Annotated in this window: 18 protein-coding genes and 1 pseudogene; 9 read left to right on the top strand and 10 right to left on the bottom strand. The window is 70.8% G+C overall.

What is annotated here, in order from left to right:
* The first annotated feature begins 42 nt into the window (after nt 1-42).
* Both DEJ15_RS09620 and DEJ15_RS09615 read left to right on the top strand, forming a co-directional pair.
* Nucleotides 43-1,703 (top strand): annotated as a pseudogene (locus tag DEJ15_RS09620) (long-chain-fatty-acid--CoA ligase).
* A gap of 23 nt (nt 1,704-1,726) precedes the next feature.
* Nucleotides 1,727-2,578, top strand: a complete 852-nt coding sequence (locus DEJ15_RS09615; RefSeq protein ID WP_110825378.1) for a hypothetical protein — start codon at nt 1,727-1,729, stop codon at nt 2,576-2,578.
* On the opposite strand, the gene DEJ15_RS09610 is transcribed toward DEJ15_RS09615, so the two are convergent.
* Genes DEJ15_RS09610 through DEJ15_RS09590 form a run of 5 tightly spaced genes read right to left on the bottom strand, consistent with a single transcriptional unit; the run spans nt 2,523 to nt 6,034 of the window.
* Entirely contained in the window at nt 2,523-3,368 is an 846-nt protein-coding gene (locus tag DEJ15_RS09610) for an ABC transporter ATP-binding protein (RefSeq protein WP_110825377.1), read from the bottom strand. The genes DEJ15_RS09615 and DEJ15_RS09610 overlap by 56 nt on opposite strands.
* Nucleotides 3,365-3,994, bottom strand: a complete 630-nt coding sequence (locus DEJ15_RS09605; protein WP_284174888.1) for a FecCD family ABC transporter permease — start codon at nt 3,992-3,994, stop codon at nt 3,365-3,367. Before DEJ15_RS09605 ends, DEJ15_RS09610 begins: the two co-directional genes overlap by 4 nt.
* On the bottom strand, nt 3,913-4,386 hold the full coding sequence (locus DEJ15_RS09600) for an iron chelate uptake ABC transporter family permease subunit (protein WP_284174887.1): 474 nt from the start codon (nt 4,384-4,386) through the stop codon (nt 3,913-3,915). The genes DEJ15_RS09605 and DEJ15_RS09600 overlap by 82 nt, the downstream gene beginning before the upstream one ends.
* Nucleotides 4,383-5,159 carry a class I SAM-dependent methyltransferase gene (locus tag DEJ15_RS09595; protein WP_110825375.1) on the bottom strand — a complete coding sequence of 259 codons (777 nt, stop codon included), beginning with the start codon at nt 5,157-5,159 and terminating at the stop codon, nt 4,383-4,385. Before DEJ15_RS09595 ends, DEJ15_RS09600 begins: the two co-directional genes overlap by 4 nt.
* Complete coding sequence (locus DEJ15_RS09590; protein WP_181419584.1) at nt 5,159-6,034, bottom strand: ABC transporter substrate-binding protein; 876 nt, start codon at nt 6,032-6,034, stop codon at nt 5,159-5,161. The genes DEJ15_RS09595 and DEJ15_RS09590 overlap by 1 nt, the downstream gene beginning before the upstream one ends.
* A 511-nt stretch (nt 6,035-6,545) precedes the next feature.
* Here DEJ15_RS09590 and DEJ15_RS09585 point away from each other — a divergent pair.
* The 7 genes from DEJ15_RS09585 to DEJ15_RS09555 all read left to right on the top strand — a co-directional run bounded on the left by DEJ15_RS09585 (nt 6,546) and on the right by DEJ15_RS09555 (nt 10,741).
* On the top strand, nt 6,546-6,692 hold the full coding sequence (locus DEJ15_RS09585) for a hypothetical protein (protein WP_284174885.1): 147 nt from the start codon (nt 6,546-6,548) through the stop codon (nt 6,690-6,692).
* A 209-nt stretch (nt 6,693-6,901) separates the two neighbouring features.
* Nucleotides 6,902-7,147: a hypothetical protein gene (locus DEJ15_RS09580; RefSeq protein ID WP_284174884.1), complete on the top strand. Its 246-nt coding sequence runs from the start codon at nt 6,902-6,904 to the stop codon at nt 7,145-7,147.
* A 92-nt stretch (nt 7,148-7,239) separates the two neighbouring features.
* A complete protein-coding gene (locus tag DEJ15_RS09575) occupies nt 7,240-8,055 on the top strand; it encodes a choice-of-anchor D domain-containing protein (protein ID WP_284174883.1) in 816 nt (271 codons plus the stop codon).
* On the top strand, nt 8,012-8,911 hold the full coding sequence (locus DEJ15_RS09570; RefSeq protein ID WP_284174882.1) for a hypothetical protein: 900 nt from the start codon (nt 8,012-8,014) through the stop codon (nt 8,909-8,911). Before DEJ15_RS09575 ends, DEJ15_RS09570 begins: the two co-directional genes overlap by 44 nt.
* 436 nt (nt 8,912-9,347) lie before the next feature.
* A complete protein-coding gene (locus DEJ15_RS09565; protein WP_110825371.1) occupies nt 9,348-9,536 on the top strand; it encodes a hypothetical protein in 189 nt (62 codons plus the stop codon).
* 282 nt (nt 9,537-9,818) lie between these two features.
* On the top strand, nt 9,819-10,505 hold the full coding sequence (locus DEJ15_RS09560) for a tyrosine-type recombinase/integrase (RefSeq protein ID WP_284174881.1): 687 nt from the start codon (nt 9,819-9,821) through the stop codon (nt 10,503-10,505).
* 53 nt (nt 10,506-10,558) lie between these two features.
* Nucleotides 10,559-10,741: a hypothetical protein gene (locus DEJ15_RS09555; RefSeq protein WP_110825369.1), complete on the top strand. Its 183-nt coding sequence runs from the start codon at nt 10,559-10,561 to the stop codon at nt 10,739-10,741.
* 1 nt (nt 10,742) lies between these two features.
* On the opposite strand, the gene DEJ15_RS09550 is transcribed toward DEJ15_RS09555, so the two are convergent.
* The 5 genes from DEJ15_RS09550 to DEJ15_RS09530 all read right to left on the bottom strand — a co-directional run bounded on the left by DEJ15_RS09550 (nt 10,743) and on the right by DEJ15_RS09530 (nt 13,697).
* Nucleotides 10,743-11,963, bottom strand: a complete 1,221-nt coding sequence (locus DEJ15_RS09550) for an SGNH/GDSL hydrolase family protein (RefSeq protein ID WP_284174879.1) — start codon at nt 11,961-11,963, stop codon at nt 10,743-10,745.
* 71 nt (nt 11,964-12,034) lie between these two features.
* Nucleotides 12,035-12,409 (bottom strand): hypothetical protein, encoded by a 375-nt coding sequence (locus DEJ15_RS09545; RefSeq protein WP_284174878.1) that lies wholly within the window; start codon nt 12,407-12,409, stop codon nt 12,035-12,037.
* A gap of 8 nt (nt 12,410-12,417) precedes the next feature.
* Nucleotides 12,418-12,690, bottom strand: a complete 273-nt coding sequence (locus DEJ15_RS09540) for a hypothetical protein (protein ID WP_110825367.1) — start codon at nt 12,688-12,690, stop codon at nt 12,418-12,420.
* Complete coding sequence (locus tag DEJ15_RS09535; RefSeq protein WP_284174877.1) at nt 12,690-13,145, bottom strand: hypothetical protein; 456 nt, start codon at nt 13,143-13,145, stop codon at nt 12,690-12,692. The genes DEJ15_RS09540 and DEJ15_RS09535 overlap by 1 nt, the downstream gene beginning before the upstream one ends.
* Nucleotides 13,146-13,337: 192 nt before the next feature.
* Nucleotides 13,338-13,697: a DUF2746 domain-containing protein gene (locus DEJ15_RS09530; protein WP_110825365.1), complete on the bottom strand. Its 360-nt coding sequence runs from the start codon at nt 13,695-13,697 to the stop codon at nt 13,338-13,340.
* Between the last annotated feature and the right edge of the window lies 1 nt (nt 13,698).

Genomic DNA, 13,698 nt, shown 5'->3' with positions numbered 1-13,698 from the left:
ACGATCGACGGACACCCATCGTCGACGGAGACGGAGCCCGGCATGACCACCACTGACCTCGCCGCACCGGCGGACGCAGCGAGCGTCGGACGCCCCGCTGCCGACCATCCGCACCACCACGCGACCGCGTCCGTCGCCGCGATCCTCGCGGAGTCAGCGGCCCGGTACCCGGACGACGTCGCCGTCGTCGTCGGCGAGCAGCGCATCACCTACGCCGAGCTGTGGGACCAGACCCTCGCGTACGCGGGCGCTCTCCGCGCCCGCGGTGTCACCGAGGGCAGCCGCGTCGCGATGCTCATCCCGAACGTGCCCGACTTCCCCCCGCGTCTACTACGCGACCCTCGCGCTCGGCGCCGTCGTCGTTCCCGTGCACGCACTCCTCAAGCGGCACGAGATCGAGTACGTGCTCCGCGACAGCGGAGCGGCCCTGCTCGTCTGCGCCGCACCGCTCATCGCGGAGGGTGCGGCGGGCGCCGCACTCGCCGGGGTCGACGTCGTCACCGTCCTCGCGCCTCCCGTGGCCGACGACGCCGACGGTTCCGCCCCGCCCAGCCTGGAGGCCCTCGCCGCGTCGAGCGCGCCCCTCACCACCCTCACGCCCCGCGACCCCTTCGACACCGCGACGATCCTGTACACGAGCGGCACCACCGGGCAGCCCAAGGGCGCCGAGGGATCGCACTTCGCCCTGCTCGAGCAGGTGAACACGCTCCTCATGAGCACCTTCGACATGCGACGGGGCGACGTGCTGCTCGGCGCGCTGCCGCTGTTCCACACCTTCGGCCAGACCTGCACCATGAACACCGGCTTCCGCGCCGGCGCGACCATCGTCATGCTGCCGAAGTTCGACGGCGACGCCGCACTCGCCGCGATGGTCGAGCACGGCTGCGGCATCTTCATGGGCGTTCCGACGATGTACATGGGTCTGCTCGACGCAGCGACCCGGACCGACGCCCGACCGCACCTCCGGTACGCGATCTCCGGCGGGGCCTCGTTGCCGCTCGCCGTGCTCGAACGGTTCGAGGCCGTGTACGGCGCGCCGATCCACGAGGGCTACGGCCTCACCGAGACCTCACCCGTCGCGAGCTTCAACCACGTCGGACGGACACCCCGTCCCGGCACGATCGGGACGCCCGTCTGGGGCGTCGAGGTCGAGATCGCCGACCCAGCCGTACAGGACCGCATCGAGATGCTGCCGCGCGGCACGATCGGCGAGCTGGTCATCCGCGGCCACAACCTCATGAACGGCTACCGCAACCGACCCGACGCGACCGCCGCGGCCGTGGTCGACGGGTGGTTCCGGACGGGCGACCTCGGGACGAAGGACGACGACGGCTTCCTGACGATCGTCGACCGCACGAAGGACATGATCATCCGCAACGGCTACAACGTGTACCCGCGCGAGGTCGAGGAGGTGCTCGCCGCGCACGAGGACGTCACGATGGCCGCGGTGTTCGGGGTTCCGCACGACGTGCACGGTCAGGAGATCGCGGCGGCGGTCGTCCTCACCGACGGCGCCACGACCACCTCCGACGAGCTCGTCCGGTACGTCGCGGACGCCATCGCCGCGTACAAGTACCCGCGGGTCGTCCACGTCGTCGACGCGCTCCCCCCTCGGTCCGAGCGGCAAGGTGCTCAAGCGTGCCCTCGTCGAGCGGTTCGGCTCGGAGCCGGTGCCCGGACCGGAGGAGCACGCCGGCGCCTGACCGACGTCGGTACGCTCGGCCGGGTGGAGCTGATCACGGACGTGCGTCGAGCCGACTGGCTCGTGCGACGCCTCCAGGCCTCCGGGACCGTCGCCGGCACCGTCGGCGGCGGGTTCGACGGGTACGCCCGCGTCCTGCACCCGCTCGCGGCCTTCCGGGAGGACCGCTCGGTCCTCGACGAGCACGGCGACGCTCCGGTCCTCGAGACGAGCACCTGGCGGTGGTCCGACGTCGCAGCGAGGACCGGGCGGACGGTGGACGCCGGGGTCTCCTGGAGCGCACTCAGCGCCAGCCGCGACGAGGACGTGCTGTTCGACGACGGGTGGCGGGTCGAACCGCCTGTCGAAGGCTGGCTCGATCCGCGCCTGCTGGCCGCACTCACCTCGCACCTCAGTGCCTCGACGGCGACCCCGCTCGACCTGGTGGCGGCGGTGTGGGACGGATGGGGGGACCTGAGCGGCGGCTCCACCCTCGTGTCCGGGTGGCAGGACGGGACGCCCGATGCGACGGAGCGTGCCCGCGCCGAGGCGGAGGCCGCCCGCCTCCGCGCAGCGCACCAGGCGGCACTCGACGCCGTCCGCCGCGCACTCGCCGTGCCGCGACTGCACCTCACACACCGCGAGCACCTCCTGGTGCACACGACGGTCGCGGACTGGGCCGACCCGGCGTGGACCGAGCGGGCGGAGATCGCGGACGGTGTGCCGCTCGCGCACACGCCGCAGCTGTTGTGGCCGGAGGACCACGCGTGGGTCCTCGCGACGGAGATCGACTGCGACTCGACGCTGGTCGCGGGGACGCGACGACTCGTGGACGCGATCGTCAGGGACCATCGGTTCGAGGCGTACGAGGTGGACCCGGCCGACGGACTCCGCTGACCTCCGCGGACGTCGTCCCGTGCAGGTCGACGCGGAGGCCGTCGGGCGTCCGGACCGTCCTGCCACGGACGCGGAACACGTCCGCGAGCAGACCCGGCGTGAGCACGTCCTCCGGGGCACCAGCTGCGGCGACCCGTCCGCCGTGCAGGACCACGAGGTGGTCGCAGTAGCGCGCCGCGAGGTCGAGGTCATGCAGCACGACCACGACGGTGCGTGGGCCGGCGGCGAGCAGGTCGAGGAGCTCGAACTGGTGGTGCACGTCGAGGTGGTTCAACGGTTCGTCGAGGACGAGCACCGCGGGTTCCTGGGCGAGCGCGCGGGCGATCTGCACCCGCTGCCGCTCGCCGCCCGACAGACCGCTCCACCGCCGTTGCTCAGTCCCGGCCATGCCGACTTCGGTCAGCGCCTCCCGGCAGATGTCGTCGGCGTCGTCGTCCAGCGTCCCGAGCCGGGACCGCCACGGGAGCCGACCGAGCCGGACGACGTCGAGCACCCGGTGGTCGATGTCCGTGTGCGCCTGCTGTTCGACGAAGGCGAGCCGACGGGCGACCGACCGGCGCGGGAGCGTCCGGAGGTCGGCGCCGTCGAGTGTCACGGTGCCGCGGTCGGGTGCGGTGACGCCCGCGAGGCAGCGGGCGAGCGTCGACTTGCCGGACCCGTTGGGTCCGACGATCCCGGTCATCAGCCCGCTCGGCGCGAGCAGGTCGACGCCGTCCAGCAGGTCGACGCCCGGGACGGACCGCCCCACGTCACGCGCGCCGAGCACTCCGGAGCCGTCCCCAGCGGTCATGCGCGCTGTCCCCGGCGGAGGACGACCAGGAACGTCGGCACCCCGATGAGCGCCGTGACGACGCCGACCGGGATCTGGTGCGGTGCGAGCGCCAGACGTCCGGCGAGGTCCGCGACGACGAGGAACACCGCGCCGGCGAGGGCGGACACCGGCAGCAGGAGCCGGTGTCCGGGTCCGACGAGCATGCGGGCCGCGTGCGGGACGACGAGTCCGACGAACCCGATCGCCCCGACGGCGGCGACGACCGCAGCGGTGGTGGCCGCGGCGCCGACGAGGACCACGATCCGGAGCACTCGGACGTCGATGCCGAGCGCCACGGCGGCGTCGTGCCCGAAGACGAACGCGTCCAGCGCCGGCGCGACGGCCACGAACACGACGGTCGCGAGGACGACGACGACCGTGCACACCACGACCGAGGACCAGCGGGCTGCTGCGAGCGAGCCGAGCAACCAGTAGGTGATGCCGCGGGTGGCGTCCGCGTCGCCCCAGGCCGTGACCACGAGCGACGTCACGGCCGAGAAGAGCTGACCGACGACGACGCCGGTCAGCACGACACGACTCGTGCTCGCGGTGTCCCGCCCCATGAGCGCGAAGACGAGCGCGAACGAGACGAGGCCGCCGACCAACGCTCCCCCCGGCGAGGGTGACGGACCCGGCGCCGAGGCCGAGGACGAGGACGAGGACCGCCCCCCGTCGAGGCTCCGGACGAGATGCCGAGCAGGTACGGCTCGGCGAGCACGTTGCGGGTCACCGCCTGCAGCACGCATCCGCACACGGCCAGACCCGCTCCGGCCGCGGCGGCGAGCAGGACGCGCGGGAGCCGGAGTTGCCAGACGACCGAGTCGGCCAGCGGCGGCAGCGGCGTGAGCGGCAGGCCCAGGTGGGTGCCGATCGACCGCACGGTCTCCGCCCACGTGATCGAGCCTCCGGCCAGCGTCACGCCGGCGATGACGACGCCGACGAGCGCCACCGCCAGCACCGGCACGACGAGGGCACCGCGCAGGGCGGTCGGGGTCACCGGCGGGCGAGCACGACGAAGTCGTCGAGGTACTGCCAGACCGGCCCGACCTCGGCGAACCCGGCGACCTCGAGCGCCGCCGTGTGGAACGCGAGGCTGAGCTCCGGGTTGGGCGGCCGGTGCTCGAACCGGCGCTCCCGCTCGGCTGCCAGACGGCCGTACCGTTCGACCGCGGTGACCTCGGCGAACCACTGCTCCCAGTCGAGCGCACCCGCAGCACGGTCGGTCTGCTGCGTCCGCTCGTCGTCGCGGGCACTGAGCTCGGCGAACAGGGTGCGTCCGTCGAGGTGCCGTAGGTGGTCGGCGTTGAGCACGACACCGCCGGGGGCAAGGAGCTCCCCGAGGTCGTTGTAGACGCGGCTCAGGACGTCCGACGGCAACCAGTGCAGTGCGGTCGAGCTGAGCACTGCGTCGGGGACCGCCCCGTCGAGGCCGGCCGTCCAGTCGCGGTCCCACAGGTCGGCGTCGACGAAGCGCACCGGCTGCCCGGCGAGCGCCGTCCGCCCGAGTTCCAGGAGCACGGGGTCGAAGTCGACGGCGATGCAGGTGACGTCGGGGCGGCGGGCGAGGACCCGCTGGCTGATCGACCCGGGTCCGCTGGCGAGGTCGAGCACGACACCGCCCTCGGGGACGACGTGGTCCACGACGTCGAGCATGATCGTGAAGCGTTGCTCGCGGTGCGTGATGTACGCCGCCTGCTGGGCGTCCCAGGCGGACAGGAGATCGAGCGCGCGCTCGGTCTCGGCGGTGGTCGGGGCGTCGGTGGTGGTCATCATCGTTCCTCGGCGTACGCGGTCAGGGCGGTGGACACGGTCTGCAGGGCGTCGATGCTCCGCACCGAGGGGTCGAGCTCGGTGGCCGGGACGGCGACGAGGTGGTCCCCGCGGACGGCGCTGAGCCCCTTCGTCACGGCGTCGGACCGCAGCTGCGCGATCTTGTCGTCGGCGCTGTCACCGGACAGGCCACGGGACAGGTCGGCGACCACGATCACGTCCGGGTCACGCTGGGCGATCTCGTCCCAGCTGGTCTCGCCCCACTGTGCGTCGAGGTCCTCGAACGCGTTCGTCGCGCCGGCCACGCGTCCCATCGTGTCGGCGAGCCCGTTCCCGCCAGCCACGACCGGCGCTCCGTTCACGGAGGAGTAGAGCCAGGCGACGGAGGGCTTCCCGGTGTCGGACGCGGCTGCGGTGACCTGCTCGAGCGTGTCCCGCTGCTCGGCGACGAGGTCGCGACCTCGCTGGTCCACCCCGAACACCCGGGCGATGTCCGTCACCTCGTCGAGGATCGCGTCGAAGCCGACCTCGTCGGGGACGAGGGCGGGGTCCTCGCAGTCGTTCGTCGACAGGTAGGCCGGCACGCCGAGGTCGACGAGCTCCTGGCGGCTCCCCGCGGCCTCGGAGGCGAACGCGGAGGCCCGCATCGAGTAGACGAAGTCGGGATCCGCCTCGCGGAGCTGCTCGGTCGTCGGGTACTGGTCGGCGAGGACCGGCACGTCGTCGTACGCCTTCCGCCACTCCGGCGCGACCGCGTCCGTGAGGTAGCTCGTGCCGACCATGCGGTCTTGCAGACCGAGGGCGAGCATGACCTCGGTGGCGCCCTGCTCGAGGGTCACCGCACGCTCGGGAGGCGCGGCCACGGTGAGCGGCATGCCACAGCTGGTCAGGCTGGTCCCACTCGACGGGTCGGTACCCGAACGGTCTGCGGCGGTCGGGCTCGCACACCCGGCGAGGGTGAGCGCAGCAAGTGCCACCGCTGGAATGAGAATCGTTTTCACATCAGCACCGTAGGGGATGCTCGGAGGCGCGCCAAATCCGTGTCGACCTGCCCTGCGCCCGCGCCGGTCCGCCACGGGGCAGGTAGGTTCGGAGCAGGACGTCGTCGACAGGGGAACCATGACAGCGGTCGTGTGGATCACAGCGGTCATCGGAGGACTCGCGGCAGTCGCTGCACTCGCGCGGACTCGCCGCCGCTGACAGCGCGGCAACGATCCGGTCACGTTCGTCCAGCTCGTGCCGTAGGCGGCGACTCGCGGTGCTTCACTGACCCGCATGGGGCAGAGCCGGACACGCGGGCCGATGTCGGTCGTCATCGCGGTGGGCATCGCACTCGGTGCAGTCGGGTGCAGCGGGACACCGGCTGCGTCCTGCGCGATACCGACGATGGAGCTCCACGAGTCGTCCCTGCACCCCGGAGGGGTGGTCCAGCTCCAGGTCGACGCGGTCTGGGAGACGTGCGAGGACACCGGAGGCACCAGCCGCGCGGCGTCGGACGTCACCGTCGTCGTCACGCCCTCCCCCGGACGGTGAGGAGGTCCTGCTCGGCCGGCCGACACCGCAGGGGTCGCTGTCCACGGTCGACGAGTCCTTCGACCTCCCGGCGGACCTCCCGGTCGGTCCCGCGGTGCTCGCGCTGCACACCCACAGCGGCGACCTGATCGACGCCGAGCTCCCCCATCACGATCACCGCACCGCCGGCGACCTGAGGCCGCCGCACCGCACCCGACGGTTGTGCCGTGGTGGGCCCTGCCGGGATCGAACCGACGACATCCACGAGCGACGACCCGGAGGCCGGCTACCAGTTCGTCGACGTCCTGTTCGACGAGGTGGAGAAGAGCGTCGACGTCGAGCCGTGCGAGTCCACGCTTGTGGGGACCCGGAAAGCGGATGCCCGGGTAGCGTCAGGGCGGTCGTCCCGGGTCGGGACGGACGTGGGGACCAGAACGGACGACACATGCACCGCATCACCCGCGCGGCAGCTATGACAGCTGCCGCGCTTCTCACCGCCAGCGGACTGGGGCTCACGGGACCGCACGCAGCGTCAGCTGCGGCGCCGACACCGATCGGAACCGGAGGGGTGCTGCAGATCCTGTCGCCGAACCTCGCAGACCGCGGAACACCACAATTCGCCGACGGGCCGAACGTGCGACGCTTCGTCGCGGACACCACTCGCGGCATCGATGCTCGGATGACGAGCTCACCGACTTCGACCGCGTCGTTCACGCTGACGCCGCCGGACGGGAAACCCCTCGCCGCTGGTTCCTACCGGCTCGTCGGGTCGCAGCAGGCTGACTTCGCATCGGTTCCGACGCTGAAGATCAACGACGACTACGTGTACGGCGCATTCGACATCCTCGACCTTGCCTCCAACCCGACCAACGGCACCATCACCCGCTTCGACGCGGTCGTTCCCGGCATCGGCGAGTTCCGATTCGGGGAAGACAAGGCCGGGTCGGTCCTCCTCGGAGCGAACAGCTTCTCCTTCAAGAAGACGTTCATCGGCCTGAAGAAGAACGCGGAGCAGGTCGAGACAGTGCACAACACCGGGACCACGGCGGTCGCGCTCGGGAAGCCATCGATCGCCGGCGCCGATGCTTCGTCGTTCTCCGTCATGAGCAACACCTGCCGCACCACCCTCGCGGCCGGGGCGGCGTGCACCTTCAGGGTCGGGTTCGCGCCGAAGACCGCCGGTCCTCTGACCGCGAAAGTCGCGATGAAGATCGGCACGGCGAACAAAGCGGTGCGGCTGACTGGTTCGGCGTACCTCGGCACGACCAGCATCACGTCCTCGGGGGAAGGACATCGTCAACAAGGGGAAGACGACGAGCGTCAACAGCTCGAACACCGCCATGCTCGTCACCGAAGACGGTTACGGCTGGACGTTCATCGCTGACCGACTCGACGGCTCCGGCACTGTCGTCAGTGTCCACGTCGAAGGCCCTTACCGGAAGCCGCTCGCGGTTGGTACCAGGAAGACGACCTCGACCTCGGCCGCCGGAGACTACGAGGTCCTCACCACCGTCAACGGAAGCGGCTGCGACACCACGGGTACCGAGACGGTGAAGCAGTTCCTGCTCGACCCGGTCACCGGCCTTCCGGACACGGCCGACATGTCCTTCACCCAGTACTGCTTCGACAAGATCCCGCAGACGGGGACGCTGAAGTGGCAGGCCCGTTCCGACGCCACCGCGCCCGCGGCGCCGACCGCTGTGGAGGTGTCCGCGACCAAACCGCGGAAGGTCACCTGGAAGGCCTCCGCCTCGAGGGACGCGAAGTCCGTCGTCGCACGGCTCGTGCAGGGCACCGGCGCAGGTGCCACTGCGCAGAGTGGGATACCGCTGACCGTCTCCGGCACGACAGCGACAGTCCCGTCCGTTCATTCCGGACAGCAGTACACGGTGCTGCTGTTCAGCGTCGACACCGCTGGGAACGTCAGCAAGCCAGCCACCGCCCGGTTCGGAACCGCACCCGTCACCGTGATGGCACCGGGCCGGCCGACCATCACCGCTGTGACTTCCGGACCCGGAACAGTCACCGTGTCATTCACGCCGTCGCCGGACAACGGCGGACTCCCCACCAGCTACACCCTCTCCGACAGCCACACGGAGGTCACGGGCACCTCCAGCCCGCTGACCCTCACCGGCGTTCCCGCCGGAGATGGGTTCGTCTACATCACCCCGAGGAACGCTGCCGGGGGAGGGCAAGACGTCCTCCTCCGTCGGGATGACCGTCGAGTAACAGCAGACTGACGAACGCCCCGACCACTGCGCGTGGTCGGGGCGTTCGTCAGTGCGTCGCGGTCTCCGCGGCTGCGGTGTCAGCGCCGTGTTCGGCGAGCTCGAGATCCGCACGGACATGGCCGCGATCGCGGAAGCGACAGAGGCCCGTCGGTCCCGAGGCGGGTCGCGAAGAGGCGGCACTCGCGCTCGACTGTCGTGCACGCCGAGGCCCGCGCCTCCGCAGCGTTGCACGCGCCATCGCGACCGCCTGTCGGACTGGAGGCGCGGCGCCGGCTGGCCCCGCGGCTCCGGTCCGACGACGCTTCCGGATCCAGCCCGGCCCGCTCGACGATCCTCCGGTGGGCCCTGCCGGGATCGAACCGACGACATCCACGGTGAAAGTGCGGCGGTTGGTGCCGCGCTCCACCGCAGGCGCGCCGCGTGTTCGCGAACTGGCGGTGGCGTGATGCAGTACCCAGCATCGGTCGCAGAGTCGGCGTGCGTCTGCCCGGAGGACTCCTACAGCTGCCTGAGCCCCGAAGCCGACATCGAGGGGTGCGAGCACTGTCGGTGGCTCGACTCCGAGGACCTGTGCCCGCAGGACCCCGACGCCGTCGAGTGGTGGAACGAGTACAAGCGCCCGTTCCTGACGTGAGCGTTCCGCGGCGCGCCTACTTGACTCTGGTGTCAGAGGCTTGTCGGCAGAATGGTGGACCGGCAACGCGGCCGGTGCCGGTTGCCCCGCCGGCCGACACGGACGGCGACGTGACTCACCACCACCTGCTCAACGATTTCGAGGACCACCAGCGCGCTGCTGGCCTCGCCCTGACCACCATCCGTAACCGATCCTCAGTCCTCCGCACCGCGACCGCCGCGTGCGGTCCGCTGCACGAGGCCACCACCCTCGACCTGCGCCGGTTTCTCGGCTCCCCCCGGGTTGACCCCGGGCACACGGCGCACGTACCGCTCGGCGCTGCGGGCGTTCTACGCCTTCCTCGCGGACGAGGGCGTGTGCGAGGACCCGACAGGCCGGCTCGCGCCTGTACGGGTCGCACGTGGGCAGCCGCGCCCGTTCACCCAGGACCAGGTCGACCGCATGCTGTCGTCCGGCGCGTACCGGCGCACGCGGGCCATGATCCTGCTCGGCTACTACCAGGGGTTCCGGGTGTCGTCGATCGCCGCGGTGCACGGGCACGACGTCGACCTGGTCGGCATGACGATCCGCACGGTCGGGAAGGGTGGAAAGGATCGCACCCTGCCGCTGCACCCGACCGTCGCAGAGCTCGCCGAGACCATGCCGCGTGACGGCTGGTGGTTCCCCGCTCGAGCAGGGCGGGACGGCCATGTGTCCGGGCACTCGGTCTCGGAACTGATCACGCGCGCGAAGCGGCGCGCCGGCATCACCGACCCGAAGCTGACCGCGCACTCTCTCCGCCACGGCTTCGGGACCGACCTGGTCGAAGAGGGCGTCGACATCCGCGTCGTGCAGGAACTGATGATGCACGAGTCCCTGGCGACGACGCAGATCTACACCGGCGTCAGTGAGCACCGCAAGCGCGAGGGCCTGCACGCACTCCGGCCGCGGCCGATCCCGGAGCGTTCCGGGCGCCGCGTCGCCGCATGACTCCCGGTCCGGGACCTGACCCGAACAGGCCCCGGACCGGGTACGCTGCCCCGATGATTGATCTGCGGGCGCTGTGGGGCGCGATCTTCCCGCCGGTGCGCGGCTCCGCCGATGACGGCAGGTGCGCCCTGTGCGGACAGATGGTGACGCCAGCCGACCGAGTACACGACGAGGCCACCGGCAACGCCTTCTGCTCGACGGAGCACTACCTCGAGGGCCTGGCAGAGCGCTGGTGACCTAGACCAGCGCGAGGGCCTTCCGGGTCTGCCATGCGCGGATCGCGTCGATACCGGTCCGAGCTAGGTCAAAGTGCCCCTTCTCGTTCGGGTGCACCTGGTCGCTCGTGAGGATGTCGGTCGTCTTGTCCCAGTATCCGAACTGGTTCGGGTCGGCGACGATCACGTTCGAGAACTCCGCGGCGAGCAGGTCAACGATCGCGTTGAACGAGTTCACGGCGGCATCGGAGCCGTTCGGGAACTGCGTCGAGGCGGCGTAGTTCGCGAGGTACGGCTCCTTCATCCACAGCACCGGCGGTGGCGTGAGGCTGACAGGGAGCACTGCGTCGATGTTCAGGGCGCTGCCCCCCCCGTCTTGGTGAAACGGACCACGTGCCCCCCTCGCGGACGCCGGCGTGCGCCACGCGTAGATGCCGGATGCCGAGATGGTCTGGTTCGACAGGTCGAGCCCGGACACGAGGACCGTGCCGGCGGTCTGGTCGGTGATGTCGACGATCACGCCGGCGGTGCCACCGCCACGGGACAGGGTGACGATGTAGGCATCACGGTTGCTCGGCACGGTGTACTCGAAGTAGGCGCCGTTCGTCGCGTTGTACGAGCTTGAGCCGTTGAGCGGGAATCCCGAGGTCTGGGACGCCCACGCGGTGCCAGTCGACTTCGTGATCCGCGGGTCGCTGTCATCGATGATCTCGGACGCGCTCAGGATCGCGAGCATCGCGCGGCCGTAGTTGGTGGCGCTGCGGAGGTCCAGATCGGTTGCTCCGCGGAGGCGCAGCGTGTTCATGAGGCACTGCAGCACGACGAGCGCTTTCGTGCCAGGAACCCACCGCGGCACCTGCGGGTCGCCGAACCCGGTGGCGCCGCCGACGCGGCCGAGGGTGTCGCCGATCGAGGACCCGCCGATCGCGCGCTTGAGGTCGTTCGCGGCGCCGCCGTCGCTCGTCGGATAGGTCAGACCGAGCGCCTTCGCGAGCCGGCGCGCCCAGTATCGGGAGGCGTCTGCGAGTCCCTGCTCTGCGAGGAACGAGTGCCCGTAGGTGATCAGCTGAGCCCGGTTGCTGATCGGCGGAGCAGACATGCCGAAGCTGGCGAGAGCGGAGTTGGTCGCCGTTCCCGGAGTCGCGATCAGGGTGGCATTCGCGTCGTCGTTCGCGATCGCGTTGACGCCCGGGAGTCCGTCCTTCCCGTCGCGGCCGTCTCGACCATCGGCTCCGGGGGGCACCCGTGCGTCCATCCTCACCGCGGATGATCGGGACGCCGTTGGACGACGTGACCGGGGCGACGACGGACAGGTCAATCGTCTGGCCGGCGGGGACCGCGATCGAGAACGGGCCGTACGAGACCGGCGTGCCGGCGTAGGTCAGGCCGGTGAACGTCACCTTGTAGGTGAAGTCGCGGGGGGTTGGTCTCGTCGGTGTCGGTCGCGATGAGGTTCACCGACCGCACGCCGTTCTGCACGAGGTAGCCCTGCGTGTCGAGCGTGCAGGTGATCGGGACGGGCAGGATCGTGGCCTTCTGGCCGACGACCTGGAGCGCGCGTCCCTTCGGGAGATCGGCGGTGAACGTGACCTTCCCGACGAGTGGGACCTCGTCGGGGTTGCGGTCGGTGTCGGTCGCCGTGTCGCCGACTGCGGCGAGGAATCGGCCGGTGACGGTTCCGTACTGCATGAGGTGTCCTATCCGAGTGCGTCGTCGGGCTCGGTCTTGAGCGCGTCGGGGTAGCCGGCGGAGGTCTGCTCTGCCGGCGGGCGGGCGTTCCGGACCTTGTAGGTCGCGAACGTGGTCAGCAGGGCCGTGCCAAGGCCGACCCACACGTTGTACGGCTCGGGCAGGTTCGTCAGCAGCCCGACCGAAGTGAGCCCGCCGACGCCGGTGACGATCGTCTTCGCATACTGCTGGCAGGTGGCGAGCGTGACGCGGACCTTCGTCGGCTTCTCGTGGTCGCCCATCACTTGACCTTCGCGATCTTCGCGAGCTTCTGCGCGATGACGAGCACCGCGACGAGGCGGGTTGCGAGGCCGCGCTTCGGGTCGCCGATGGCGTTCTGCACGCCGCCGAGCATCGTCTCGATGTTCTTGAGTCGGCGGTCCTGTTCCGGGGTCATGTCGTCGTCCTGTTCGTCGTGGTTGGCGGTGTCGTGCTCGATCGAGGTGGTCGGGAAGTGCGGCCGCACTTCGTCAGGCGCCCAGTCGGGGCGGAAGCGGCCGAGGATGTAGCTCTTCGGGCGGGAGCGGTAGCGGGCCTCGCGGCTGTCGGACCCGTTCGCGCCGAAGGTCTGGACGTAGCCGTTGCCGAGGTCGGCGACCATGAACTCGACGTGGTTGCCGACGCCGTTGTGCTCCCAGTCGAAGAGGAGGACGTCCCAGGGGGGCGAGGTCGTCGTCGCCGGCGGCGTAGGTGCCATCGCCGGCGGTCTTGAAGTTGTCGACCCAGAGGATCGGGCCGGGCTTGCCGCCCCAGAGGACGTGCGAACAGAACGCGGCGCAGTCGTCCATGACCGGCGACGCGGTCCACGGGACGGGCAGGCGGTCGCGGGACTGGCCGGCGAGGCCGAGCGCGTAGCCGGCGGCGGCTTCTCGGGTGGTGCGCGTGAGGCTCATTCGGGCTTCCTGTCTCGGGTGTGCTCGAGTTCTTCGATCCGGTCGTCGTGCTCGCCGAGGATCGTGAGGACCCGGTCGAGCTTCCGGTCGACGCGGCCGAGGGTGCCGCGGTTCTCGTCGTGGCGCTCGTCGGCCTCTTCGCGGAGGTTGGTGGTGTGGTTGTTCTTGACCTCGTGCTTGATCGCGGCGATGTCGCGGGCGAGGGCGACGATCCAGCGGACGACCTCGCGGAGCTTCTTGATCACGTAGCCGAGCGCGGTGAGCGCGGCGAGGACGCCGGTCAGGATCGTGGTGGCGCGGCCGGCGGGGTCGTCCCAGAACGACACGACGGCGGACGCGGCCTGCTGTGCGAGCACG

The organism is Curtobacterium sp. MCJR17_043 (genome assembly GCF_003224315.2).
Taxonomy (GTDB): Bacteria; Actinomycetota; Actinomycetes; order Actinomycetales; family Microbacteriaceae; genus Curtobacterium.
The sequence above is the reverse complement of the archived record's forward strand: the minus strand, read 5'-3'. Positions and strand labels throughout refer to the sequence as shown.

Coding starts and splice junctions, on each gene's coding strand:
- DEJ15_RS09610 (WP_110825377.1), bottom strand. CDS start 3,368: ATGACCGCTGGGGACGGCTCCGGAGTGCTCGGCGCGCGTGACGTGGGG.
- DEJ15_RS09595 (WP_110825375.1), bottom strand. CDS start 5,159: ATGACCACCACCGACGCCCCGACCACCGCCGAGACCGAGCGCGCGCTC.
- DEJ15_RS09590 (WP_181419584.1), bottom strand. CDS start 6,034: ATGCCGCTCACCGTGGCCGCGCCTCCCGAGCGTGCGGTGACCCTCGAG.
- DEJ15_RS09585 (WP_284174885.1), top strand. CDS start 6,546: ATGGAGCTCCACGAGTCGTCCCTGCACCCCGGAGGGGTGGTCCAGCTC.
- DEJ15_RS09570 (WP_284174882.1), top strand. CDS start 8,012: ATGCTCGTCACCGAAGACGGTTACGGCTGGACGTTCATCGCTGACCGA.
- DEJ15_RS09565 (WP_110825371.1), top strand. CDS start 9,348: ATGCAGTACCCAGCATCGGTCGCAGAGTCGGCGTGCGTCTGCCCGGAG.
- DEJ15_RS09555 (WP_110825369.1), top strand. CDS start 10,559: ATGATTGATCTGCGGGCGCTGTGGGGCGCGATCTTCCCGCCGGTGCGC.
- DEJ15_RS09545 (WP_284174878.1), bottom strand. CDS start 12,409: ATGCAGTACGGAACCGTCACCGGCCGATTCCTCGCCGCAGTCGGCGAC.
- DEJ15_RS09540 (WP_110825367.1), bottom strand. CDS start 12,690: ATGGGCGACCACGAGAAGCCGACGAAGGTCCGCGTCACGCTCGCCACC.
- DEJ15_RS09535 (WP_284174877.1), bottom strand. CDS start 13,145: ATGGCACCTACGCCGCCGGCGACGACGACCTCGCCCCCCTGGGACGTC.